Origin of the sequence: Streptococcus sanguinis, from assembly GCF_050222175.1 — a bacterium.
Classification (GTDB): domain Bacteria; phylum Bacillota; class Bacilli; order Lactobacillales; family Streptococcaceae; genus Streptococcus; species Streptococcus sanguinis_M.
The window spans coordinates 846,088-870,283 of record NZ_CP071420.1 but is presented as its reverse complement, the minus strand read 5'-3'; the positions used below and the strand labels follow the sequence as shown (position 1 = coordinate 870,283).

Annotated in this window: 22 protein-coding genes, 1 pseudogene and 1 riboswitch; of the genes and pseudogenes, 3 read left to right on the top strand and 20 right to left on the bottom strand. The window is 43.2% G+C overall.

Going from position 1 to position 24,196, the window contains the following annotated elements; all coding sequences use genetic code 11:
• Window positions 1–6: 6 nt before the first annotated feature.
• Genes J1C91_RS04415 through J1C91_RS04405 form a run of 3 tightly spaced genes read right to left on the bottom strand, consistent with a single transcriptional unit; the run spans window position 7 to window position 2,688 of the window.
• Entirely contained in the window at window positions 7–861 is an 855-nt protein-coding gene (locus J1C91_RS04415; RefSeq protein ID WP_002909383.1) for a shikimate dehydrogenase, read from the bottom strand.
• Complete coding sequence (aroD, locus tag J1C91_RS04410) at window positions 851–1,528, bottom strand: type I 3-dehydroquinate dehydratase (RefSeq protein WP_002909382.1); 678 nt, start codon at window positions 1,526–1,528, stop codon at window positions 851–853. Before aroD ends, J1C91_RS04415 begins: the two co-directional genes overlap by 11 nt.
• Complete coding sequence (locus J1C91_RS04405) at window positions 1,525–2,688, bottom strand: class I SAM-dependent rRNA methyltransferase (RefSeq protein WP_002904889.1); 1,164 nt, start codon at window positions 2,686–2,688, stop codon at window positions 1,525–1,527. Before J1C91_RS04405 ends, aroD begins: the two co-directional genes overlap by 4 nt.
• A gap of 250 nt (window positions 2,689–2,938) precedes the next feature.
• Between J1C91_RS04405 and J1C91_RS04400 the strand changes: the two genes are divergently transcribed.
• Both J1C91_RS04400 and J1C91_RS04395 read left to right on the top strand, forming a co-directional pair.
• Window positions 2,939–5,134 (top strand): LTA synthase family protein, encoded by a 2,196-nt coding sequence (locus J1C91_RS04400; RefSeq protein WP_002909381.1) that lies wholly within the window; start codon window positions 2,939–2,941, stop codon window positions 5,132–5,134.
• Between the two features lie 163 nt (window positions 5,135–5,297).
• A pseudogene (locus tag J1C91_RS04395) lies at window positions 5,298–6,576 on the top strand (ISL3 family transposase).
• Window positions 6,577–6,631: 55 nt separating this feature from the next.
• Here J1C91_RS04395 and pulA read toward each other — a convergent pair.
• From pulA to J1C91_RS04375, 4 genes are all read right to left on the bottom strand, one after another.
• The gene (pulA, locus tag J1C91_RS04390) at window positions 6,632–8,929 is read right to left on the bottom strand and encodes a type I pullulanase (protein WP_125438102.1); all 2,298 of its coding nucleotides are present in this window, start codon (window positions 8,927–8,929) and stop codon (window positions 6,632–6,634) included.
• Between the two features lie 24 nt (window positions 8,930–8,953).
• Window positions 8,954–9,904, bottom strand: coding sequence for a diacylglycerol kinase family lipid kinase (locus J1C91_RS04385; RefSeq protein ID WP_125438105.1), 951 nt, complete (start codon window positions 9,902–9,904; stop codon window positions 8,954–8,956).
• A 9-nt stretch (window positions 9,905–9,913) separates the two neighbouring features.
• A complete protein-coding gene (gene ligA / locus J1C91_RS04380; protein ID WP_125438108.1) occupies window positions 9,914–11,872 on the bottom strand; it encodes an NAD-dependent DNA ligase LigA in 1,959 nt (652 codons plus the stop codon).
• A gap of 105 nt (window positions 11,873–11,977) precedes the next feature.
• Window positions 11,978–12,493: a QueT transporter family protein gene (locus J1C91_RS04375; protein ID WP_125438111.1), complete on the bottom strand. Its 516-nt coding sequence runs from the start codon at window positions 12,491–12,493 to the stop codon at window positions 11,978–11,980.
• A riboswitch (PreQ1 riboswitch) is annotated at window positions 12,491–12,627 on the bottom strand. (Overlaps the previous gene by 3 nt.)
• A gap of 28 nt (window positions 12,628–12,655) precedes the next feature.
• Between J1C91_RS04375 and J1C91_RS04370 the strand changes: the two genes are divergently transcribed.
• A complete protein-coding gene (locus J1C91_RS04370) occupies window positions 12,656–13,096 on the top strand; it encodes a GtrA family protein (RefSeq protein WP_125438114.1) in 441 nt (146 codons plus the stop codon).
• A 71-nt stretch (window positions 13,097–13,167) separates the two neighbouring features.
• On the opposite strand, the gene J1C91_RS04365 is transcribed toward J1C91_RS04370, so the two are convergent.
• The 13 genes from J1C91_RS04365 to rpmI form a co-directional block, all read right to left on the bottom strand.
• Window positions 13,168–13,875 carry a B3/B4 domain-containing protein gene (locus J1C91_RS04365; protein ID WP_125438117.1) on the bottom strand — a complete coding sequence of 236 codons (708 nt, stop codon included), beginning with the start codon at window positions 13,873–13,875 and terminating at the stop codon, window positions 13,168–13,170.
• A 17-nt stretch (window positions 13,876–13,892) separates the two neighbouring features.
• Complete coding sequence (locus tag J1C91_RS04360) at window positions 13,893–14,342, bottom strand: MarR family winged helix-turn-helix transcriptional regulator (protein ID WP_002924152.1); 450 nt, start codon at window positions 14,340–14,342, stop codon at window positions 13,893–13,895.
• Window positions 14,343–14,461: 119 nt separating this feature from the next.
• Complete coding sequence (locus J1C91_RS04355; RefSeq protein ID WP_125438120.1) at window positions 14,462–15,472, bottom strand: hypothetical protein; 1,011 nt, start codon at window positions 15,470–15,472, stop codon at window positions 14,462–14,464.
• A gap of 32 nt (window positions 15,473–15,504) precedes the next feature.
• Window positions 15,505–16,431: a YihY/virulence factor BrkB family protein gene (locus J1C91_RS04350; RefSeq protein ID WP_002909362.1), complete on the bottom strand. Its 927-nt coding sequence runs from the start codon at window positions 16,429–16,431 to the stop codon at window positions 15,505–15,507.
• Window positions 16,432–16,464: 33 nt separating this feature from the next.
• Entirely contained in the window at window positions 16,465–17,322 is an 858-nt protein-coding gene (locus J1C91_RS04345; protein WP_002909361.1) for a methionyl aminopeptidase, read from the bottom strand.
• 21 nt (window positions 17,323–17,343) lie between these two features.
• Window positions 17,344–18,621, bottom strand: coding sequence for a CBS-HotDog domain-containing transcription factor SpxR (spxR, locus tag J1C91_RS04340; protein ID WP_032912421.1), 1,278 nt, complete (start codon window positions 18,619–18,621; stop codon window positions 17,344–17,346).
• A complete protein-coding gene (locus J1C91_RS04335; RefSeq protein ID WP_002897261.1) occupies window positions 18,614–19,165 on the bottom strand; it encodes a GNAT family N-acetyltransferase in 552 nt (183 codons plus the stop codon). The genes spxR and J1C91_RS04335 overlap by 8 nt, the downstream gene beginning before the upstream one ends.
• Before the next feature lie 33 nt (window positions 19,166–19,198).
• Window positions 19,199–20,458 (bottom strand): UDP-N-acetylglucosamine 1-carboxyvinyltransferase, encoded by a 1,260-nt coding sequence (locus J1C91_RS04330; protein WP_002895048.1) that lies wholly within the window; start codon window positions 20,456–20,458, stop codon window positions 19,199–19,201.
• 245 nt (window positions 20,459–20,703) lie between these two features.
• Window positions 20,704–21,894 carry a methionine adenosyltransferase gene (metK, locus tag J1C91_RS04325; protein ID WP_125438123.1) on the bottom strand — a complete coding sequence of 397 codons (1,191 nt, stop codon included), beginning with the start codon at window positions 21,892–21,894 and terminating at the stop codon, window positions 20,704–20,706.
• Window positions 21,895–22,235: 341 nt separating this feature from the next.
• Complete coding sequence (locus J1C91_RS04320) at window positions 22,236–22,850, bottom strand: tetratricopeptide repeat protein (RefSeq protein ID WP_125438126.1); 615 nt, start codon at window positions 22,848–22,850, stop codon at window positions 22,236–22,238.
• A gap of 33 nt (window positions 22,851–22,883) precedes the next feature.
• The gene (locus J1C91_RS04315) at window positions 22,884–23,351 is read right to left on the bottom strand and encodes a deoxycytidylate deaminase (RefSeq protein WP_002895042.1); all 468 of its coding nucleotides are present in this window, start codon (window positions 23,349–23,351) and stop codon (window positions 22,884–22,886) included.
• Between the two features lie 216 nt (window positions 23,352–23,567).
• Window positions 23,568–23,927, bottom strand: a complete 360-nt coding sequence (gene rplT, locus J1C91_RS04310; RefSeq protein WP_000124830.1) for a 50S ribosomal protein L20 — start codon at window positions 23,925–23,927, stop codon at window positions 23,568–23,570.
• Window positions 23,928–23,971: 44 nt separating this feature from the next.
• A complete protein-coding gene (gene rpmI, locus J1C91_RS04305; RefSeq protein ID WP_002895038.1) occupies window positions 23,972–24,172 on the bottom strand; it encodes a 50S ribosomal protein L35 in 201 nt (66 codons plus the stop codon).
• Window positions 24,173–24,196 lie beyond the last annotated feature (24 nt).

The window sequence follows — 24,196 nt, the reverse complement described above, 5'->3', positions numbered from 1 at the left end:
GCCTCCTTATTTATACAATTCTTCTAAACACTGCCAAATTTCCTGACTGGGCATGATTTTACCAGTCCAAAGCTCAAAGGCTTCTGCTCCCTGATAGAGCAGCATACCAAGTCCATTGATTGCTGTGGCATTTTGATTTCTGGCCCATTTGAGAAAGGGCGTTTCAAAAGGTTGGTAGATAACATCCGCAACTAAAATCTGGCTAGGCAGCTCAATCTTTTCAGGCAGGGGCATGCTGATGCCATCCATGCCTAGACTAGTCCCATTTACCAGAAGGTCTGATTGATTGATTTTATCCTGCAAGCTATCCGCATCTTCCAAGGTTAGTACCTGGATACGACTCTTGGTTTGGTGGCTGATAGCTGCCATCTTTCTGACAGTCTTCTCATAGGAAGCTTGCCGAGTAAAGACGAAAATTTCCTCTGCATTGTCCAAAGCTGCTTGAGCAATAATAGCTGTCGCTGCTCCACCTGCTCCCAAAATTGTCATTTTTTTGCCCTGAATAGCAAAAGAAGGCAAGCTCTTAAAAAATCCCTTGCCATCTGTGTTATAACCAACTAAAATTCCATTTTTATTCACAACCGTATTGACTGATCCGATAAGGCGGGCGCTGACATCAAGCTCGTCCAGATAAGGTATCACTTCCTGCTTGTAGGGCATGGAAAGATTGACACCAAACATATCGAATCTGCGGATATTTTCTATACTGGCCTGCAGATCCTTCGCTTCTACTTCCCAAGCTAAATAGACACCATTGACACCAGTCTTTTCAAAAGCCATATTGTGAATAAGAGGAGAAATACTGTGCTTAATTGGCTTGGCAACCACAGCAGCCATGCGGGTGTGGCCATTAATTCTCATTCAAAATCTCCTGGATTTTCTTCATATTGCTCAGAGAAATCTGACCGGGTGCTGACGCCATATCCTGACTGGCAAAAGACCAGCTGGAACCTGTCAAATCAGCCGCAATGCGTGAAATCTTGCCAACTTTTCCCATGGAAATAGTAACAAAATCCTGCTCAGGATTTAAAGTCTTGAAACCGCGAGTATAGTTCATCAAGTCCAGCACATCCTGCTCATTATGAGCCATGACAGAAATCTTGACCACCTTAGGGGTCAGAGAAGTCAGCTCAGATAGGATTTCCATCATATTTTCCGGTGTTTCCTCGAAGTTATGGTAGCTCAGCACCAGATTAGGAAACTCAAGCATTTCTTCAAATTTCCCCTTGTGAGAGAAATATTCAAAGTCGATATAATCCGGCTGGTAAAAACCGGCTACTTCCTTGATAAGAGCTACGTATTCATCATCGGATAGTTCGATTTCTCCGCCTTCCTGACGGGTCCGTAGCGTGAAAATCAACTCACGTCCGGCAAATTTTTCAAAAATAGCTGGCGCAACATTTAAAATGTCATCCTTGGCCAGAAAATCTGCCCGCCATTCAATAATATCCGCATCTTCATAGCGTGATACATCAATTTCTTGAGCTTCTTCTAAACTCTTGGGCATTACAGAAACGACTAATTTCATTGGTCCACCTTTATTGTAAATACCTTGAGGTAATTACTGCTCCCGTCTTTTTTATTATAGACAAAGTCTGCTGGCAGGCCATACTCCGCAAGATAGCGGTGCTTTCTGCCGGCAAGGCCTTTTTCAATTTCTTGTTTAAACTTACTTTTGGAAAGATTGGCTGCATTGGTACTTAAAATCATGATTCCCTGAGGATTCAGGATTTCCAAAGCTTGTGCAACCAAACGATGATAATCTTTAGCAACTGAGAATGTTCGCTTTTTATTTCTGGCAAAGCTAGGCGGATCTATCACAATGACATCAAAGCTTAGAGCGTGACGCTTAGCGTACTTGAAATAATCAAAGACATCCATCACCTGAAAGCGATGCTGATCCAGTGTCAGACCATTGGCCAGAAAATGAGCCTCTGACAGCTCACGGCTGCGCTTGGCCAAATCAACTGATATTGTCTGACTGGCACCGCCCATGGCTGCTGCAACTGAAAAAGCAGCTGTATAGGAAAAAATATTGAGTAAACTTTTACCAGCAGCCAGACCATCTACCAGACTAGCACGCACATCGTGCTGATCCAGAAAGATACCGGTCATGAGACCGTCATTCAGAAAAACCTGATAGCGAACACCGTTCTCCAAGACTGTGAAGGTTTCTGGCGCTTCCGCTCCGTAGAGATGAGCCGATTCGTAGTTCAAACCCTTGAAACGAATCTTTTCATAAGCTCCCTGAATCTCTGGAAAAACCTTAACGAAGGCTGTCAGAATCCGCTCCTTGATAGCAAAAACAAAGTCATTGTACCAAGAAAAAAGCGCAAAGTCATTGTAGAAATCCACCGTGAAGCCACCGAAGCCATCCCCCTCTTGATTAAAGAGACGAAAGGCTGTCGTGTCAGACGAATGAAAATAAGTAGAACGTCTGCTCTTAGCCTGCTCAAAGAGACCTTGAAAAAAATCCGAGTTCAGCTCTACCTTCTTCTGGGAAATCAGCCAGCCTACTCCTTTATTCTGCGGAGAGAGATAGGCTGTGCCTAAAAATTTTCCCTGGCGGTTTTGCAGCTCCACACATTGATTCTGAAGTGAAAGAGCGCCAAAATCCTTTTTATCTAATAAAAGAATGCCCTTTCTTAGTTTTTCTTCTGCCTGTTGAGTAACAGTAAGTTTATTCATAAATTATATTATACCAAAGATTGTGAAAATTCTCAAAACATATTTTACATTTGAGTTAATAAAAGATTTCACAAATAAGTGCAAAACGACTATAAACCTCTCCATAGAGAGGATAAGGCTTTTATAGAAATATTACAATTTCGCCGATTTAAAATATCTCAAATGCGGCTCAAATTTTCCTTAACTGGAGAAATTATGTTATACTTAGAGGAGAAAATTTTTAGGAAATAAGACAAGGAAGTAACTTTTTGTGAAAAAAATAACCAAGAATTTACTCAATTTCATGAGTACGAGACTAGGTTTTGTCTTGATTTTATTGGTCCTCTATTGGATAAAAACCATGTGGGCCTACACGATTGATTTCAACCTCGATATTCAAGGTGCCTATCAAGTATTTTTAGCTATTATCAACCCTTTCCCTATCAGTCTCTTGCTGCTAGGACTAGCACTTTATGTAAAACGAACCAAATTATTCTACAGCCTAGCCTTCGGAATCTATCTGCTCCTCTTTGCTTGGCTGGTATCTAACTCCATTTACTACCGCGAGTTCAGTGACTTTGTTACAGTCAATACTATGCTGGCTTCTAGCAGCGTTTCAGCTGGACTTGGGGAAGCAGCACTGGAGCTCTTCCGCCCTTGGGATATTCTTTATCTGATTGATTTTCCGATTTTGGCCTTCTTATTCTTTAAGAAATACATCCGAATGGATGACCGCCCTTTCAATAAACGCGCTAGCTTTGCTGTGACCTCCCTGTCCGCCATGCTTTTCTCAGCCAACCTTTTCTTGGCTGAAATTGACCGGCCTGAGCTCTTGTCACGTGGATTTTCCAACTATTATGTCGTTCGGGCTCTGGGTTTGCCAGCCTTTCTAGGTTACAGTGCTAACCAGACATATACCGCCAATCGCGAGCGCTCCAAAGCTTCTGAAAAAGACTTGGAACCAGTAACAGAATATATCCAATCCCACTATGCGGAACCAAATCCAGAATATTACGGGATTGCCAAAGGCCGCAATGTTATCTATGTCCATCTGGAAAGCTTCCAGCAGTTCCTGATTGACTATAAGTTGCAGGCAGATGGGAAAGAGTACGAGGTGACACCTTTCCTCAACTCCCTCTACCACTCCAACTCGACTTTAGCTTTCTCTAATGTCTTCAATCAGGTCAAGGCTGGAAAGACTTCTGACGCAGAAACCATGATTGAAACTGGACTCTTCGGTCTCAACCAAGGCTCCTTCATGGTTAACTACGGCGGTACCAATACCCAGCAAGCTGCACCTTTTATTCTTTCTAAAAATGGCGGCTATACTTCTGCTGTTTTCCACGGAAATACAGGAAGCTTCTGGAACCGCAATACAGCTTACAAGCAATGGGGTTATAACTATTTCTTCGACGCGTCATACTTTACCAAGCAGGACGACACCAACTCCTTCCAGTATGGTTTGAACGACAAGATTATGCTGAAAGATTCCATCAAATATCTGGAACACCTGCAGCAGCCTTTCTATGCTAAGTATATCACGGTTTCCAATCACTATCCTTACACGACAAGTCTGATTGGTGACGAAATTGGCTTCCCGCTGGCTAAGACCAAGGATGAAACCATCAACGGTTACTTTGCTACTGCTAACTATCTAGATTCTTCTGTCAAAGCCTTGTTTGACTATCTCAAAGAATCCGGTCTCTATGACAACTCTATTATCGTTCTCTATGGAGACCATTTTGGAATTTCCCAAACCCGTAATCCTAACTTGGCCCCTCTTGTAGGAAAGACCTCTGAGACTTGGTCCAACTACGACAATGCCATGATGCAGCGCGTGCCTTACATGGTCGTAGTTCCTGGCATGGACAAAGGAAAGATAATTGATACCTACGCCGGTCAAGTGGATATGCTGCCAACATTGGAGCATTTGCTGGGCATTGACTCTAAAAACTACCTTCAGGTCGGCCAAGATATGCTATCAAGTCAGCACCAGCAAATCACAGCTTTCCGCTCCAGCAATAACTTTGTCACTCCAAAATACACTAGCTTCAACGGACGGACCTACTACACCCAAACCGGTGAGGAAATTACCAATCCAGACGAAACCATCAAGAAAGAACTAGATGAGATTCGTAATGCCGCCAATACTCAGCTTAAGATGAGTGATGCAATTCAAACCGGTGACTTGATTCGCTTCTACAAGGGAAATGACTTAGGCAAGGTCAACCCTAAAGATTACTCTTATCTTAATTCAATGAAGGCCTTGTTGGCTATTGAAAAGGAAAAAGGTGACCAATCAACCAGTCTTTACTCTAAACGAGGCAATGTCTCCACTGTGGACCTCTTTAATTCGCCAAGCTATCGTGCACTGCATCCAGAGCAGTTCCAAACTAGCAGCAGCGACGAAGACAGCAGTCAGGAAGACTCGAGCTCTTCAAGCTCTAGCTCCACAGCCAATCCATAGATATCAAAAGCCTTAAGTCCAATGGACTTAAGGCTCTTCTGGCTCTATAATTTCTGTAGTGGGTAAAACCGCTGTAGGAATGATGGAGCCTCTTTTGTTGTAGAAAAAAAGTCCCATAAGTCCTATAATGAAAAGCGATGAAACTATCATTAGAAAGACTCTTATGGAACAGTTCAATTTTATCACAAACTTACTGGGAATAAAAGACCCTAACATCACTATCTTGGATGTTCTAGATGCTGGTACACATAAAGAAATCATCGCTAAGCTAGATTATCCCGCTCCTAAATGCCCTCACTGTCAAGGGACAAATGGCTAAATATGACTTCCAGAAAGAATCGAAAATACCTTACCTAGAGTGTGCGGGATACAGGACACTCATTCGCCTAAGGAAACGACGCTTCCGCTGTCAGGATTGCGGAAAAATGGCGGTCGCAGAGACTTCCTTAGTCAAGAAGAATCACCAAATTGCAACCATCGTCAAGCAGAAAATTGCCCAAAAATTAATCGAGAAAGTCCCTATGACGGCCATCGCTGAATGCCTAGCTGTCTCTACTTTTACCGTCATTCGTAAATTGAAAGAATTCAAGTTCAAGACTGACCTTAACTACCTTCCAGAACACATGAGCTGGTATGTGGAAACAGTCAGGGAAGTGACTGTTTCAATCGGCAAATAGAGATGAGCTTTATTGCACAGGATTTTGATTCAAGAAAGATTATAGCTATCTTAAGATGGGCGGACTCAAGCAACGATTCGCAATCACTTCCTGCGCTATTCCAGACAGGTCCGAAATAGCGTGAAAATCATTACAATGGACATGTTTAGCCCCTACTACGATATTGCCAGAAAACTATTTCCAAACGCTAACATCGTCCTTGATCGTTTTCACATTGTACAACATCTCAGCCGGGCTATGAACCGCCTCCGCATCCAAATCATGAATCAGTTGGATAGAAAAACTCACGAATATAAAGCACTCAAACGCTACTGGAAACTCATTCAACAGGATAGTCGAAAACTAAGCCATAAACGCTTTTATCGTCCAACTTTTCGCATACACTTGACCAATAGAGAAATTCTGAAAAAGCTACTTTCTTACTCTCAAGAACTCAGAGAACACTATGAACTCTACCAACTCTTACTGTTTCATTTTCAAGAGAAACAGGCTGACCATTTCTTTGGACTCATTGAAGATACCATTTCTTATGTAAATCCTATTTTTCAAACTGTTTTTAAGACCTTTCTTAAGGACAAAGATAAAATTATCAACGCCCTTGAACTACCCTACTCAAATGCAAAACTAGAAGCTACTAACAACCTCATCAAAGTCATCAAGCGAAACGCTTTCGGCTTTCGGAACTTTGACAACTTTAAAACTAGAATCCTCATCGCTTTGAATATCAAAAAGGAGAGGACTGATTTAGTCCTCTCCAGATTATAACTTTTCATCAACCCACTACAGTTGACAAAGAGCCGCTTTTCATGTAGCTAATAACTTATTGAATAACTTCAAAAACAGAAACCGTCAGATTTTCAACATAGAAAGGCTTCTTATGACGGCTATTGCCCACTATGAGACGCAGCTTATCTGCATTAGGCAGATAATAAGGCAGGCCGCTGGCATTAAAAATGACTTGATAATGCTTGTCGTCCTTGATTTCAAAGATAATCAAGCCACTGCCCTGCTCTGCTGATTGGACAAAGACATGCTTATAAATATCTTCATAGGTCTGATAAGAAAAGGCTTTGCAGCTTGCCTTGAGACGAATGATGTCCTTGATAAAATCAATACTCTCTTGATGGTCCTGCAAAATATCCCAATTCACCTGATTGACTGCATCTGGCGCATTGTAGCTGTTCATTGCCCTTTCGCGATCGCTGTGAAGAACTTGGCCATCCTCCCCCGTAGCTACGAGCTTAGTACGGGAAAATTCCTGTCCCAGCTCCATGAAAGCCATACCCTGCATGAGCAGGTTCATAGCAGTTGCCAGCTCAATTCGCTTGGTGCGAGTCAGAACATCATCTTCAGGATGCAGCTCCGCAAGCAAATCATGCAGGTTGAAATTATCGTGAGCCTCCACGTAGTTAAGAACTTGATCAGGACTGAGATAGCTGCCTAGCTCACTGCTGCCAAGGATAGACTTAGCGACGATATCCTCCGTCGCCTGACCACTGACAAAACCAGCCTTGATTCCACCGTAAACTTCTGCTCCTTTGACCGCATCCCGCTCTGTATCATTGAAAAATCCAATCCGCGGTAACTGATAAGCATTGTCCTTCTTAGCCTTGTCTTCTGGTCTCAGGCCCGTTCCCATCTCCCAGCCCTCTCCATAGAGCAGGATTCGCGGATCCACCTCATCCATAGCTTGACGAATGGCATTCATCGTTTTTACGTCATGAATTCCCATCAGGTCAAAGCGGAAGCCATCTACATTGAACTCCTCAACCCAGTAGAGCAGAGAGTCAATCATAAACTTGCGAAACATCTCATGCTCGCTGGCCGTCTCACTCCCCACTCCGGTTCCATTTTGGAAAGAGCCGTTAGGATTCATCCGATAGTAATAATCCGGTACTGTAGCCTGAAAAGCAGAATCATAGGTCGAGTAGATGTGATTGTAAACAACATCCAGTGTCACAGAAATCCCCGCATCATGGTAGGCCTGAATCATTGTTTTCAAATCACGAATGGCCTGCGCTGGGTCAGCAGGATTGCTGGAAAAGCTAGTCTCCGGAGCATGATAGTTCTGTGGGTCATAGCCCCAGTTGTAGATTAGCTCTCCATTTTCATCATAGTCCTTGTGACGGTCAGAGACAGGCTGAAGTTGGACAACATTAACGCCTAGATAACTGATATAGTCAAAACCTGTTTTTTGCCCTAGACGATTGGTAGTTCCTTTTTGACAGGCTCCCAAGAAGGTCCCGCGCAGCTGACTATCCACGCCTGAAGTCTCCGACTTGGTCAAATCCCGAATGTGCATCTCATAAATCACTGCCTGATTTGGATTGTCCAAACGCCAGACAGCTTCTTTGCCTTGCTGGACCTGAAAACCAGCTACTTCTGTCTCATCTGCTCCAAGAATCGCTGAGCGCTTGCCATCTGGACTGGTCGCAACAGTATAGGGATCACGAGTATAAAAATTGCGGTATTCAAAGCTAACATGGTAGTGATAGGTTTTGCCGGTCAAGTCTTCTGCTATTTCAGCTGACCAAACACCAATGGTATTTTCCTTATGGTCTTGAGAATATCGATCTCCTTTTTGCATTGGGAAGATTTTATAAACAGGAGCTTGATTGGAAGCTGATTCATAGACTACTAGTTCTACCTTCCTAGCTGTCGGTGCCCAAACTTTGAAAGTATGTGCGCCGTCCATCTGACAGTGTCCCAACCAGCCTTGATAGCCCCAGCATTCATCGAAATAGTCTGTTCTCAGGGCCATATCAAAGTTATGCGGCCGACGGCGTGAATACTGGTGACTCGTCGTTGCAGCCTGCAGGGAATAATACACCTGCGCATCTCCCTCAATCAGCCAAATTTCCGTAACCAGATGAGGAGGCAACAGATCAATATGATAGTCACATGACTGGCTAGACCAGTCTGAGCGTTTGATAATCACATGAGCGTGATCCAAATGCTCCCAGGTCTCAAATAATAATTCCCCCTGAATACCAAAATAATCAAGTTTGGAAAAGGCTGCTTCCTGTCCCCATTGGTTTATTTGCCACTGCCACATATCATAGGAGAAATAATCTCCAGTAGGATTGTGGTAATGGACTAAGACTTTATAGTCTAGCATGTTCTTTCATCTCTTCTCTAAAACTTATTCTATTGAAAGGGCTGTCTGACTGATTTCATCGATATTGGCAAAAAATTCCAAATGTCCGTGCAGCACCTCCAGTTCAACAGGTGTATCGCCGCCGTATTCTCCATCCAAATTCAGCATAAATGGACCTTTTTTGTCTAAAATTTCTAGCTGCAGCTTGCTTGTTTTGAGGTATTCTACATTGATATCGCCAACGTGCTGACCGCCATTGATAGCCTGCATCATCAGACTCAGCATGTCAAAGAGATTGGCTGTCTTGACCAAAATCAAGGTAAAATTTCCATCGTCTAATTTAGTGTCTGGCGCTAGCTTTTCAAAACCACCGATAGAATTGGTCAAAGCCGCAAACATAAGCGAAATCTTCCCTTCAAAGACACCGTGGTCGTGCTTGATACGGACCTTGCGGAACTTAGAGCGAGGGAGTTTTTTGGCTCCTTCTGCGACATAAGCAAAGTAGCCTAGGCGAGATTTGACCTCGCTAGGTACGCTATAAGTCAGCTCTGTCAAGGTTCCAGCCGCTGCAATATTGATAAAATACTTGTTACCATAGGCCCGGCCAATATCCATCTTAATGGTCTGATTCTTTTCGATAATGCGAGCCGCCGCTACTGGGTCTCCCATGGGAATCTTGAGAGCACGCGCATAATCGTTGGTTGTGCCAGTTGGAATAAAGGCCAGTTTAGGCCGTTCATCCAGATTCGCCACACCATTAACTACCTCATTGATGGTACCGTCGCCGCCTGCCGCAATAATCAAATCAAATCCTGCTTTTGCTGCTCTTTCAGCTTCTTTTTGAGCAGAAAGGGGGGCCGGAGTGGTTTGGTAGGCGCTGGTTTCATAGCCCACATCCTCCAAAACATCCAGCACTTCCGCAATATTTTTCTTAATAATTTCCTGTCCCGAAGTCGGGTTATAAATCAATCGTGCTCGTTTAATCTTTTCCTTCATACTTCAGCCTCATAAGCTATCAAGCCAATCTTCATCCCGAATTTCAATTCCCAACTCCTGAGCCTTGGCAAGCTTGCTGCCAGCATCTTGGCCAGCTACTATCAGATCCGTTTTTTTAGAAACAGATCCGGAAACATCAGCACCCAGACTCTGCAATTTTTCTTTAGCTTGATTGCGTGTCAATTTTTGTAATTTACCAGTCAAAACAACCGTCATACCTGATAGGGCTGCATCAGCCGCTGCCTTTTGTCCCAGATAGTCCAGATTCACACCTGCTTCCTGCAGCTCCGCTAAAAGAATCTGAGAGCCTTCCTGCTCAAAATAGGTATGCAGGCTTTGGGCAATCACAGTTCCAAGACTGTCAATAGCCGCAATCTCTTCTTGGCTGGCCTGAGACAGCTTAGGAATATCATGGAATTTCTCCAGCAAAATCCGACTGGCCTTACTTCCAACATGGCGAATCCCCAAACCGAACAAGAGGCGTTCGGCCGAGTTCTCCTTGGAAGCTTGAATAGCAGTATACAATTTATTTGCTGATTTTTCCTTAAAGTTCTCTAGTTCTAGTAAATTTTCAACCGTCAACCGATAGATTCCAGCCACATCCTTGACTAGATTTTGAGCAAAGAGCTTCTCTACTACTGCTGGACCAAGACCAGTAATGTTCATGGCATCTCGGCTGGCAAAGTGAATCAAGCCCTCCTTAATCTGGGCTGGACAGAGCGGATTGATGCAGCGCAGAGCGACTTCATCTTCAAAGTGTACCAGCTCACTCTCACAGCTCGGACAGTGACTTGGTATTTCCAGATGCTCCTCTGAGACACGCTTGGAGTCCACCACTCGCAAGACAGCAGGAATAATATCTCCCGCCTTATAGACGATAACTGTGTCTTTCTGACGAATATCCTTCTCTGCAATATAGTCCACATTGTGCAAGGTTGCTCGGCTGACAGTCGTTCCCGCTAGCTGAACCGGCGTCAGATTAGCTGTTGGAGTCACAACTCCTGTCCGGCCGACTGTCCAGTCAACAGACAGAAGCTGGGCTTCCTTTTCCTCAGCCGGAAACTTATAGGCAATGGCCCACTTGGGTGCCTTGACAGTAAAGCCAAGCTCCTCTTGCACCGCCAAGTCATTAACCTTGATGACAATACCGTCAATCTCATAAGCCAGACTGTCTCGCTCCTGAGCAATCTTTTCAATAAACTCCCAAACTGCTTCGATAGAATCCGCCAGAATATGAGTAGGATTGACTGAAAAGCCTAAATCTGCCAGCTTGTTTAAGACGGCTTCTTGGCTGCCAACCTGAGTTGGACTTGCTTCTTGGTAGAGGAAGGTTGCTAGATTACGCTTGGCCACAACTGCTGTATCCAACTGCCGCAAGGTTCCTGCTGCCGCATTTCGGGGATTGGCAAACTCAGGCTCACCATTCTCCTGCCGCAGCTGATTGACCGCATCAAAGGAAGCCTTGGGCATGTAGCACTCTCCGCGAACAGTAATGTCCAGCGGTTCTTTCAATGTCAGCAGAATATCCTTGACCCGCTTGAGATTTTCAGTGATGTTTTCTCCAACAGAGCCGTCCCCCCGAGTCGCCCCTGCTACCAAGATTCCTTTTTCATAGGTCAGGGAAATAGAGAGCCCATCAATCTTGAGCTCACAAAGATAAGAGACCTGAGGAAATTCCTTGCGAATCCTCTGGTCAAAGGCTATTAATTCTTCACGTGAAAAAGCATCCTGCAAACTAAAGAGAGGATACTGGTGTGGATATTTTTCAAATCCTTCTAAAATCTTCCCACCCACCCGATGCGTTGGGCTATCAGGTAGGATATCGGTTGGGTACTTTTCTTCTAACTCCGCTAACTCACGATAGAGTCTGTCATACTCGCTGTCCGATACACTTGGCCTGTCTGCCGTATAATATTCATGAGCATATCGGTTGAGCAATTCTACTAATTCTGACATTCTTTCTTTCATACTTCTATTTTATCACAAATACACAAAATCTTCCTCTATTTGTTCCGAATTCTTCCTAAAAAGCAAAAGGACATAAAAAGAGCGGAAATTCCGCTCTCTGCTGTCTTATTTTGTCAAATCAATACTTTTTGTAATCTGGTTAATAAGGATAGCTCCAACAATCAAAGAAGCAAATTCTCCAATGGCCGTTGTAAACCAAGTCAGGAAGAATGGCAAGCCTTGCAAGAAGTGTAATTCTGCAGCAATGGTCACCATCGAAATAGAGAATAAAACTGCAAAATAGAAATGATCCAAACGAATCAAGCCTTTAATCAGATATTGATTCTTATAGCGACTGAAAAGGTAGACACCCAGTGACAGGAAAACTAAAGTGGATCCACCGCCAACAAAGACATCGATGATTCCAAAACTATAGAGATTGGCAATCATACAGCCAATGGTCACTCCCATGATATATTTCCGATTATAAAAGGCCATAAAGTTCATCATTTCAGAAATTCTGAACTGGTAAGCACCATAGCTTATAGCATTTAAAGGGGGCGTAATCGTAAGAGCTACATAAATGGCAGCAACAATGGCAATCTGAGCCAAATCACGAACTCTCAGTTTTTCTTGTTTCATGTTTTCTCCTTTAGCGGCTTTACCGCGTGTAATATGCTTGGCGAAAGAAGCTAAGCGCCAAGGGTTGCGTCACATGAGAGGAGCATCATTCGTTGATTCCCCCACAGATTTGGCAACCCAACTAGTATAGCATAAATCCTAGAAATATGATAGACTATCTTTATGAAAACTTTAATCAAAAAATTCTTTGACAATGAGGTTCTGTCCTATCTTTTCTTTGGTGCAGCAGCTACCCTTGTTTATATGACCACTCGTCTTCTTATCTTCGCTCTTACGGGACAAACATTATTTGCCACCATTACTGCTAATATCACAGCAGTTCTTTTTGCCTTTATCACAAATGATACCATTGTCTTTAAGCAGCAACGCAAAGGTTGGCAAAAGCGACTTTTTAAATTTGCTCTGGCGCGTTCTGGCACTCTTTTGCTAGACATCGTTCTTGCAAAATTATTAGTGGATACTTATCCTAATATTATCGGGCAATTTGTCAACAATAACCGCAATCTTATCAACTCTATCGAGTCACTTTTTTCTCAAGTACTTATTATTGTTCTCAACTATGTTTTCAGTAAACTCTTCATCTTTGAAAACAAGAAAAACTAATTGACTATGACACTTCAACCTTAAAAATATCAAATCTGGACCAGAATTATCTGATCCAGATTTTTTTAGTCTCAGATTTCCAAGCTTGGATTGTCAAGCGTCAGATGAGTGATTTCACCTTTGACACCAAAATACTCCTCAATCAGAGTATGGAGTTCTGTCATAGCTGCTTGGGCACGCGCTGCTTGCTCTTCATTGATGGCCTCAATGACCAAGATGGCATCCTTGGTCTCCTCTGTTAACATAGTCCGCTGGGCTTCTCGCCAGTTAAGGCAACGGCAGACAGCCCCCTCTTCATCATAGTAGATGATTTCTTCTGGCAGAGCCGGCGCGTCACTCTCAGCTCCCAGCGGGAAAAAGGCTTCGCCACCTTTGGCTTTTCCTAGATTAAGACCTCCGACAATCTTATCCAAATCCTCACCGCCACATGGAACCGCATAAGACAGCGAGACACTGTTGTAGATATCGACCAGAGGGTTGATTGGATGAAATTCCCGCCCCTGACTGACCCGCTTGAGCAGGGCTTCGATAGAAGAGCGCGCTCCTTTCTTGGTCTTGAATTGACTGAAGGCCTGCCGCCACTCCTGAATGACTTCATTCTGAGTGAAGTTCTCATCTAAAATAAAGTCTTCAGCTCGTTTCGCTCCCTTATCCAGCAGGGATTTGAAATATGGGTCCTTACTTTCATCCACACTATTATCCAGACCCTTGACCACTAAAATACTAATCTGACCTTCCGGAAATACTTGCCAAAATTCATTTTCAACTGTAACTTTCATGATGCACCTCTTTAATCTTAATAGTTTCTTTTCTGTCCTTTTTTAACTGCTTCCCAGTCACCTGTGATGTTTTCACGCACTCGGACCAGCATTTTCTCCAAGGCTTGAACCTCCGCCTGAGAAAAACCCTGCAGAGATGTCTCTTCAGAATAGTCATTCTCCGCTAGGATAAAAGGATAAAGTGTTTCTCCTTTTTCCGTCACAAACCATTCCTTGTTCTTTTTGTTGTCTTTGGCTGCCTTCTGCTGTACCAAGCCCTTGGCCTCTAGCTTCTTAACAGATCTGGCAACTGTTGAGCGATCTACCTTGAGCAGCTCCGATAGCTCCTCTTGGATAATTCCTGGATTCTCCGCGATTCGCACCAGATAAAGATATTGACCTCGTGCTAGCTCTATGTCACGGAACTCAATATTAGCAATGGAATCCAGAGCTCGGGCAATAATCCCAATTTCCCGCAATACTGACATATCTCCTCCTTTAAACTTTTATTTGAAACTATTATATCGCATTTTATTGCAAATGCAATAAAATTGCTGAAAAATAAAAAGAGGAAAATCCTCTTTAAATTTGGCAAAAATGTCTTTTTCTAGTTTTCATCTTCCTTATAGTATTTTTGTAATTCTTCCGCTGAATTAATGACATGTTCCTGCCCATCTACTGAATATTCAGCTGGGATAGTTACATTCTCAAATACATTCGTTCCTGGCGGAAAGAAGAGTTCGGTCACGTTTTTTACTAATTCGACATCGGTTTCTTTATTTAAGAAAGCAATACGAGCATCCTCACCTTGCATAATTTTGTATATTTGGGGATGTTCTTTTGCTAAAATTGTGTTTCCCATGTTTTTTTCATTATAGACATCGTTGAAATAGATTCCTTTTGAATATATACTTACTCCTAGATTCATAAGTCTATCCGAAAAAGAAGTTTGGTATATAAAATTATTCGGACCTAATCCCTTTTGTATAGTCACTTCATCAACTGAAACAATCTTCCCCTTTTCCAAATCAACATAATAATTTTTATGTTCTTTGCTGATTTTATTATAAAGAAGAATCTTTACATACTTCTTCTGTGTACCAATATCCACAAATATCGAATATGGCTTTATTTCTGAAGGAATTAAATCTTTACTATAAGAACGAACCATCTTAAAAATATCTAACTCATTCTTTTCCAACTCTTGATTCTTTAATTGATAAACTACTAATTTCCAATATTCCCCTTTTTGAGGAATATTCCGGTTGAAATTTTCAGAATTATAGCTGACAGGGGATTCTTTTAATTTCATATAACTATTTATAAACACCCCATTTTCAAAATGTTTTACCGCTGTAACACTTTTTATTAGATTCGTTGGCTTTATATTTTGTTGATCGTTTGATTTAACTACTTCCCAAGAGTAAGCTATAGCTTCTCCATTTTCAAGAAAAGCATATTTAGGCTTATATTCAGGAGAATAATACGTAAACTGACCGTACTCTTCTTGAAACTTCTTTGTCTCTTCCTTGCTCCAAATAAAATACGTTGCAGCTCCTAGAATCAAGACTAGAGCGACCACAATACTCTTCCATTTAGTTATTTTTTTACTTTTCATACTTATTTATCCTTCTCCACTCTAAAACAACATCAGTCCTCTTCTTCATCCTGCTCTTTCTTCTTGAAAGTAAAGCGGCCTGTGCTTTCAACTTTAAACCCTGACTCACAGCAGCTCTGGATACTGGCATTGAGTACTGCGCCAACAATCAAAATTTTAGCAATCATGATAAACCAAAACATCATTACAACCATAATGATGGAGCTGAAAAAGCGAACATCAACCAGATGATTTAAATAATTATCCATGTAGACAGAAAAGATATTCAGCAAGGCCAGAATGGTCAGAAGGACGAAGGCACTGCCGGGCAGAACATAGCGTTTTTTGTTGATTTTCACATTAGGAAGAAAATAATAGAGCATAACCAAAACCGCAAAGAGTAAGGCGTAAATCAATGGCTCCGTAAAATTCTGCAAGTGCTGATAAAGCTGACTATCTAGTTTCCAGTAAGTACGGAGAAAATCCAGCGACATATGGCCAAACATGGTCAGAAAGAGGGCAAAGGCAAAAAGAATCTGCAGACCTAGACTCACAAAGAGACTCATGACGCGATGAGAAATCAGACCCCGACTCTTGGCTACCCCATAGGCTTTGTTAAAGGCAATCTGAAGGAAATTCATGGACTTGGAAAAAGTCCAAAGCGCTGACAAGACTGAGAAGCTCAATAGGCCAGTCGAGGGCTGGGTTAACACTTCACGCATGACTTTTGCTACAACATCATATAAAGTCTCTGGAAGCATGTCCTTGATGGCTGTCAGAAAATCCGCCACCGGAATGTGAAAATAGGGCAAAATATTCACCACAATTAAGAGCAAGGGAAAAACAGAAATCAGCCAATAATAAGCAACTGCAACGCTGCTCAGCTCACTATCTGCCTCTTTATAAAAACGGAAAAATTCTCTTAAAAACTGATTGTTGCGAACCTTACTAAATAATTTCTTCACTCTCTTCTCCTTCAAAAAAAGCTGAGACAAATGCCCAGCCTTTGATTTCTAATAAGTCCCTTCTTCTCCCTGGCTGGTCAGAATGATAGGACCATCTTTTGTAATGACAAACTGATGCTCATACTGACAGGACAGGCCGCCATCCAGCGTTTTGTGTGCCCAGCCGGTCTCAAAGTCCGTATCAATTTCCCAGGTACCTGTATTGATCATGGGCTCGATAGTCAGAACCATTCCCTCACGCAAGCGCAAGCCACGTCCTGCTCGACCGTAATGCGGCACCATAGGCTCCTCATGCATGGTTGGCCCAACACCGTGCCCCACCAAATCACGCACAACTCCATAGCCATGACTTTCAGCATATTCCTGAATTGCTGCGCCAATGTCACCGATACGATTGCCAACCTTAGCAGCCGCAATTCCACGATAGAGACATTCCTTGGTCACATCCATCAGCTGCTGAGCTTCTGGGCTAACCTTCCCTACTGCATAGGTCCAGCAAGAATCTGCCACACCGCCCCGGAAGCTCTCTGTGTGCTGCTTCATCTGTGCTACATTGTCAAAGTCTAGCTTGGACACATCCAGCTCTGCCTTATCAACCAAGCCAACCACCATATCAACGCTGATGACATCACCTTCTACCAGCTTCTGATGACGAGGAAAGGCATGGGCTACCTCGTCATTAAGAGAGCAGCAAGTCGCATAAGGATAGTCCATGACAGAGCCTTCAACACCAATCTGTAGGGGCAAGGCATTGTCTTCTTTACAACGCTTGCGGACATACTCTTCTATGTCCCACATGTCAATGCCTGGCTTAATCAAGTCTCTCAAACCAATATGGACAGAAGCCAGAAAATCTCCACTCTTGTCCATCAAGTCAATTTCACGCTGTGATTTTAAAGTAATCATTCTTTCTCTAAATTCCTCTTCTTAATTAATTTTCACTGTAATCGTGGCTTTGGCAACCAGCATCGCTTCCAAATACATCTCAAAGTCAATAATGGCTGTCCGCCTAGTCTGACGGATAATACGCGGCTGGATATGCAGCAGATCATCAATCTGGACCGCCTGAAAGAAATAAATCATCAGCTGGTCGATTATCAGGCTGCGGCCACTGTTGACCATGAGCTGCTGGGTAATCCGAGTCAAAATTTCTGTCAGCACACCGTTGGCCAGCACACCATTTTGCTCCAGCATAAATGGCTCAACAGTAAAGGAAAACAAATCATCCTGACGGCTAATCTTCTGTCCCACTTGCTCACTGAAAGTCGGCAGGCTAGAAATCTGAGAACGGCTCATTTTCTCCATAATGTCCCGCCGCGTGATTACACCTAGTAAGGTCTGGTTGCTGCGCACTACTGGTATCATTTCAAAATCTTCTGCAATCATGCGCTGGCTGATATTGGCAATATTAGCAGATAAGCCTGTCATAAAGACGTTTTTCGTCATGACCTTGTCCAAGGTTGTCAGAGGAGACTTATCCCCAGCATCCCGCATGGTTACTACTCCCACCAGCATCTGCTGCTGGTTGATAACCGGAAACCGGCTGGCACGATTGCGACGAACCAAGTCCAGATAGTCACGAACAGTATCTGTATCATGCAAAAAGCCATACTCGTGGCTGGAGCGATAGACCTGCTCCACTGTTAATATATCGGTCTTGATCTGCATATTGGACAAGGCGCGATTAATCATGGTTGCGACGGTGTAGGTATCATGCTTGGTCCTGAGAACCGGTATATTGAGCAGATTAGCCATCTTCAGAACTTCCGAACTGACTTCAAATCCTCCGGTCACCAGTACCGCATTCTCATTTTCCAGAGCCAAGAGCTGAATTTTCGTCCGGTCTCCGACAATCAGGAGGCCGCCCTCTGTCAGATAGTGCAGGATATTCTGCTCCGTCATGGCTCCGATTGAAAACTTATTAAATTCTTTTTCAAGACCATCTTCTCCAGCCAATACTTCTGAGCCAGTAATATCAACGATTTCCTTGTAGGTCAGATGCTCCAAGACAACTTTCTTGGACTTAACCCGAACCGTACCGCTCCGAGGCCTAGTCTCAACAATACCGCGGTTCTCAGCTTCCTTGATCGCTCGATAGGCCGTCCCATCACTAACTCCCAGATAGTTTGAGATACTGCGGACACTGACCCTCTTGCCGATTGGAAGATTTTCAAGATAGGTTAAAATTTCCTGATGCTTACTCATTAAAATCTCCTCTCTCATAACGGTACTCCAGATAATCTCTCATCTTCCTCGTGTACCGATCGCTCCCTTTAAACTGCCGATAGAGGCTGAAGCCAGATTTTTGAGCTACCTTTTGACTAGCTAGGTTCTCTGCATGAGTGATAATACTGAGGCGCTTGAAGTCAAAGCGGGTAAAAGATAGAAAAGCAATCTCTCGGACAATTTCTGTCATCAGCCCTTGTCCCCAGTAGTCTTGCCGCAGAAAATAGCCTAACTCAGCTTCTTTCTTGATCTCGTCCATCTTTTCAAACTTGACAGAGCCAATCATTTCCTGCGTTTCCTTGTGACAAATGGCCCAAATCCCCAGAGGATTTTTCATAAAGAAATTAGCAATGACGTATTCACTTTCCTCTAGGCTTGCTTCTGTCGGAAATATGAACTGAGTATTTTCCGGATTGGACGCAATCTTATATAGGGCCCCCGCATCTTCAAAGACAATGGGCCGCAAAAAAGCATGCTCTGTCTCAATAAATGAGCAGGCTGCCAAATGTGTCCACAAATTCATCTGCTACCTCTACAAAAAATAAGCGAAAAACGCTTATTCTTCTATCAACTGGATATCTGCACCCAGACTTGTTAATTTTTCAATAATATTAGAATAGCCGCGCAGGATAAACTCGATATTAGTGATCTCTGTCTTTCCTTGAGCCATCAAACCTGCAATAACCAAAGCAGCTCCTGCTCGTAAATCGGTTGCCTTGACCTGAGCTCCCTGCAATTGATTTGGCCCCTCATAGACAATCTGGTCGCTACTAGTTGAAATTTTACCTGCCATCTTAGCCAGCTCCGCCACATGATTAACCCGCTTCTCATAGATGGTGTCCGTAATCTTACCATGGCCATTAGCCGTCAGCAAGAGCGGAGTGATGGGCTGTTGTAGGTCAGTTGCAAAGCCTGGATAAGGAGAAGTCTTAATGTTGATAGCTCGTAGATTTTGCTGTTCTTCGACGAAAATGCTGTCTTCAGAAACCGTCATCCGAACACCCATTTCCTCAAGCTTGGCAATAAAACTTTCCAAATGCTCATAAAGGACATTATTAATCTGAATTCCCTGACCAATGGCTGCAGCAAGGGCGATATAAGTCCCTGCCTCGATACGGTCTGGAATTACTTGATGACGCGTTCCATGAAGGTGTGGAACCCCCTCAATCGTAATAATATCGGTTCCTGCTCCACGGATGTGCGCTCCCATATTATTCAAGAGAGTTGCCACATCAATGATTTCTGGCTCCCGCGCTGCATTTTCAATAATAGTCCGACCTTTGGCCTTGACAGCAGCCAACATAGTATTGATGGTGGCACCCACACTGACCGTATCCATATAAATGCTAGCGCCTTTCAGCTGCTGACCTCCTGTGGATAGGTTCATGTAGTTGCCATCCATGGTCATCTTAGCCCCCATAGCTTCAAAAGCCTTGAGATGCAAGTCAATAGGACGCGGCCCCAAGTCACAGCCACCAGGCAGACCTACCGTTGCTTCACCATAGCGACCAAGCAAGCTACCATAGAAATAATAAGAAGCCCTTAGACTGTTGATCTTTCCATAAGGCATAGGGACGTTCTGGATACCACGCGGATCAATCGTCAGACTGTCCTCAGAGCGAGTAACACTAGCCCCCATGGCAATCATAATATCAATCAGGCTATCCACATCCGAAATATCCGGAACGCCATCCAACGTTACAATATCATCTGCCAGAATCACAGCCGGAATCAAGGCAACGACACTGTTTTTAGCACCATTAATAGTCACCTCTCCTTTTAAGGGGCGACCACCATGTATTACAATTTTTTTCATGTTTAAAATAAAGCTCTTTCAAGGTATTGCCATTTATTATACCACAGATTCGAGAAATTTCCTATACTTTTAGATAAATAAGACAATTGAAATTAAAATGAAACAGGGAAAATTGCTTTTTTAATAGTATTTTCACAAAAATACAGTATTACCAGGAATGAGAGAAGCGCAAGGCTAGACTGCTTGCCTTGCAAATATTACCCATATAAAAAAGCTCTCAACCATTACGATTGAGAACTGTCTTCTTACTGCACTGATGCTTTCAATGCCTCTACCTTATCCAACTTTTCCCAAGGCAGGTCAATGTCTGTCCTACCCATGTGGCCATAAGCTGCTGTCTGACGATAGATTGGGCGTTTCAGATCCAGCATTTGAATGATACCGGCTGGACGCAGATCAAAAATCTGACGAACCGCTTCCTGCAACTTGCTTTCTGCAACAGTACCAGTGCCAAAAGTATCGATGCGTACAGAAACCGGCTGAGCCACACCAATGGCATAGGCTAACTGTACTTCTGCTTTCTTGGCCAGTCCAGCCGCCACGATGTTTTTAGCGATGTAGCGAGCTGCGTATGAAGCTGAGCGGTCGACCTTGGTTGCATCCTTACCAGAGAAAGCACCGCCACCGTGACGAGCATAACCGCCGTAAGTATCCACAATAATCTTGCGTCCTGTCAAGCCAGAGTCCCCTTGCGGACCGCCAATTACAAAGCGACCGGTTGGATTGATGAAGAATTTCGTCTTATCATCCAGATACTGAGCAGGGATAACAGCTTTAATCACCTTTTCAATCACATCACGATGAATCTCTTCATTGGTCACTTCTGGGTCATGCTGGGTCGAAATAACTACCGTATCCACGCGCACTGGCTGGTCATTTTCATCATACTCAACGGTCACCTGAGACTTAGCATCTGGTCGCAGATAGGCAATCTCTCCTGATTTGCGCAATTCCGCCAATCGACGGACTAGCTTGTGACTGAGCGAGATAGGCAGCGGCATGAGCTCCGGCGTTTCATCCACCGCAAAGCCAAACATAAGCCCCTGGTCTCCAGCACCAATCAAGTCCAATGGATCTTGATCTGCATTCCCACGAACCTCCAAGGCTTCATTGACACCCTGAGCAATATCTGGCGACTGCTCCACCAAAGACGGATGCACACCAACTGTCTCTGCTGAAAATCCATACTCTGTATTGGTGTAGCCAATCTCTGCAATGGTATCACGAACCACACGGTTAATATCTACATAAGCTGTGGTCGAAATTTCACCAAAAACATGAACCGAGCCAGTATAGACTGCTGTTTCAGCAGCCACATGGGCATCTGGATCCTGACTCAAGACAGCATCCAAAATAGCATCGGAAATTTGGTCTGCAATCTTATCAGGATGCCCCTCCGATACAGACTCAGACGTGAAAAGTTTACGTTCTGACATAAAAATGTCCCCCCTTAAAAAATATTAAACAAATGAACAAACTCCAAAATGATGAAAATCTTGTCACCTACGAGTTACGACGCAAAAGAAATAAAAACGATACCTTTTTATTTCTGAGCTAGTAAGGCGCATAGGGTGACCGCAGCATAGCGGCAACCGTAGAATGACGAGCGACTTTGGAGCCGTCATTGTTTGCGAGTTACAAAGTACTGATAGAAGTTTCCTACCACCTTATCGGGACTATATAACTTTCTCATTATACCACTTTTCGCTAAAAAATTCAGAATTTTTTAAATAGAAAAAGCTATAGCCGCAAACTATAACTTTATTGCAATGACAAACTAAGGGCAGTCTGCTAACAACTCTTCAACTTCCGCCTTACCGATAGCATCACCAGCTTGGTCAAAAAGTCTGATAGCAGCCGCAAAGTTGGTTCTTGCTTCTTTGAGATTTCCCAAAGCTTGAGCAATTTCACCCAAGCCTCGGTAACTACAGGCATGATTGATCACATCATCTGACTCCTTAGCATAGATATGCGCTTTTCGCATAAACTCCTGAGCTTGAGTCAATCGGCCTAATTTAAGATTTAGATAGCCTAGCTCATAGAGATTAACTGATTGACGATAATGATCATCTGGGAAGTACATCGCTAGGAAAGCAGCTTCTTTTTCTATCCACTCTAAAGCTTGATAAAAATCTCCCGCAGCTCTAGCAACATAACCTAGCTGATGATAAGCAATATGCTCATTTTCAATATCACTATCATTCTGAGCCTGAATCAGATAAAGCTCCAAATTTGCAAAAGCATTCTGATAATCTTGCCTTTCTACAGCAAGATAAGCTCGCAAATTCCAGCGGCTAAAGGAATCTTTTTCAAGCTGCTGCTCTAGTTCTTCGGCCTTATTTAACTGCCCTTCAAAGAAATGCTGCCAAGCAGCTGCCAATTTATCATTCATCTGCCTTCTCCTTTTACCTCCAGAACTTCTCCTCTAAACTAAATCCGTTTGAGCAATAGCCTTCTTGACATCATCCAGTGGCAGATGAACTAATTCCACCTCTTTTTCCTTGTAGAGATACTGAGCATAGTCATCTATGCGATATTGGTTGATATAGACTACCCGTTTGCAGCCGACCTGAAGCAGTTGCTTGGTACAGTTGAGACAGGGAAAATGGGTCACATAAGCCGTAAATCCTTTAGGAACTCCCCGCTCGGCTCCCTGCAAGATAGCATTGACCTCAGCGTGCAAGGTCCTTACGCAGTGACCATCAATAACCAAACACTCATGGTCAATACAGTGCTCAGTCCCTGAAACCGAACCATTGTAACCAGTTGAAATAACCTTATTATCCTTAACCAAGACAGCACCAACCTTGGCCCGCTTGCAGGTTGAGCGATTAGCGATTAAGAGAGCCTGAGCCGCAAAATACTGATCCCAAGCCAAACGATTCTCTGACATAATTTCTCCATTCTACTGATTTTTATTTACATAAATGTCTGTTTTTTCTATTATATCGCAATTCCCTATTTTTAACTAGCTTTACCATGAAAGCTGTCTTATCAGTAACAAGCCTTTATCTATACTATAAGTGGCATGGTAAGCTATTTCTCTCTTCAGACTTTTCATTAAGAGTTATAAAAAAAGAACCGAGGAAATCCTCGGTTCATGTTTTAATTATTTACCAAGCTTAGCTTTAGCTGCATCTGCAAGAGCTGTGAAAGCTGCTGCATCGTTAACAGCCAAGTCAGCCAACATTTTACGGTTAACTTCAATCTCAGCCAATTTCAAACCATGCATCAATTGTGAGTATGAAAGTCCGTTCAAACGAGCTGCCGCATTGATACGAGTGATCCAAAGTTTGCGGAAGTCACGTTTTTTCTGACGACGGTCACGGTATGCATAGTAGTAAGAGTTCATTACTTGCTCTTTTGCAGTACGGAACAAGATATGTTTCGCTCCATAGTAACCTTTAGCTAATTTTAAAATACGTTTACGGCGTTTGCGTGATACAACGCCACCTTTAACACGTGCCATTTATATTTCCTCCAATATTTCCTAGATAATTGTTACAGTAGCTCTTATTTCAGACCTGTAAGCATTGCTTTGATACGCTTGAAGTCTCCTGCATGCACCATTCCTGCTTTGCGAAGATGACGGCGTTGTTTCTTAGTCTTTCCGTGGAAACGGTGAGAAGTGTAAGCACGGAAACGTTTCAAGCCACCAGAACCTGTACGTTTGAAACGTTTAGCTGATGCGCGGTGTGTTTTTTGTTTTGGCATAATGTTTTCTCCTTTTTCTATCTT

Excerpts from the sequence above, each read along its gene's own strand:
- aroD (WP_002909382.1), bottom strand. The coding sequence starts at position 1,528 with ATGAAATTAGTCGTTTCTGTAATGCCCAAGAGTTTAGAAGAAGCTCAA.
- J1C91_RS04405 (WP_002904889.1), bottom strand. The coding sequence starts at position 2,688 with ATGAATAAACTTACTGTTACTCAACAGGCAGAAGAAAAACTAAGAAAG.
- J1C91_RS04345 (WP_002909361.1), bottom strand. The coding sequence starts at position 17,322 with ATGATTACTTTAAAATCACAGCGTGAAATTGACTTGATGGACAAGAGT.
- pulA (WP_125438102.1), bottom strand. The coding sequence starts at position 8,929 with ATGCTAGACTATAAAGTCTTAGTCCATTACCACAATCCTACTGGAGAT.
- J1C91_RS04335 (WP_002897261.1), bottom strand. The coding sequence starts at position 19,165 with ATGAATTTGTGGACACATTTGGCAGCCTGCTCATTTATTGAGACAGAG.
- rplT (WP_000124830.1), bottom strand. The coding sequence starts at position 23,927 with ATGGCACGTGTTAAAGGTGGCGTTGTATCACGCAAACGCCGTAAACGT.
- metK (WP_125438123.1), bottom strand. The coding sequence starts at position 21,894 with ATGTCAGAACGTAAACTTTTCACGTCTGAGTCTGTATCGGAGGGGCAT.
- ligA (WP_125438108.1), bottom strand. The coding sequence starts at position 11,872 with ATGAAAGAAAGAATGTCAGAATTAGTAGAATTGCTCAACCGATATGCT.
- spxR (WP_032912421.1), bottom strand. The coding sequence starts at position 18,621 with ATGAGTAAGCATCAGGAAATTTTAACCTATCTTGAAAATCTTCCAATC.
- J1C91_RS04365 (WP_125438117.1), bottom strand. The coding sequence starts at position 13,875 with ATGAAAGTTACAGTTGAAAATGAATTTTGGCAAGTATTTCCGGAAGGT.
- J1C91_RS04315 (WP_002895042.1), bottom strand. The coding sequence starts at position 23,351 with ATGTCAGAGAATCGTTTGGCTTGGGATCAGTATTTTGCGGCTCAGGCT.
- J1C91_RS04370 (WP_125438114.1), top strand. The coding sequence starts at position 12,656 with ATGAAAACTTTAATCAAAAAATTCTTTGACAATGAGGTTCTGTCCTAT.
- J1C91_RS04415 (WP_002909383.1), bottom strand. The coding sequence starts at position 861 with ATGAGAATTAATGGCCACACCCGCATGGCTGCTGTGGTTGCCAAGCCA.
- J1C91_RS04355 (WP_125438120.1), bottom strand. The coding sequence starts at position 15,472 with ATGAAAAGTAAAAAAATAACTAAATGGAAGAGTATTGTGGTCGCTCTA.
- rpmI (WP_002895038.1), bottom strand. The coding sequence starts at position 24,172 with ATGCCAAAACAAAAAACACACCGCGCATCAGCTAAACGTTTCAAACGT.
- J1C91_RS04385 (WP_125438105.1), bottom strand. The coding sequence starts at position 9,904 with ATGAAGGAAAAGATTAAACGAGCACGATTGATTTATAACCCGACTTCG.
- J1C91_RS04375 (WP_125438111.1), bottom strand. The coding sequence starts at position 12,493 with ATGAAACAAGAAAAACTGAGAGTTCGTGATTTGGCTCAGATTGCCATT.
- J1C91_RS04320 (WP_125438126.1), bottom strand. The coding sequence starts at position 22,850 with ATGAATGATAAATTGGCAGCTGCTTGGCAGCATTTCTTTGAAGGGCAG.
- J1C91_RS04330 (WP_002895048.1), bottom strand. The coding sequence starts at position 20,458 with ATGAAAAAAATTGTAATACATGGTGGTCGCCCCTTAAAAGGAGAGGTG.
- J1C91_RS04360 (WP_002924152.1), bottom strand. The coding sequence starts at position 14,342 with ATGTCAGTATTGCGGGAAATTGGGATTATTGCCCGAGCTCTGGATTCC.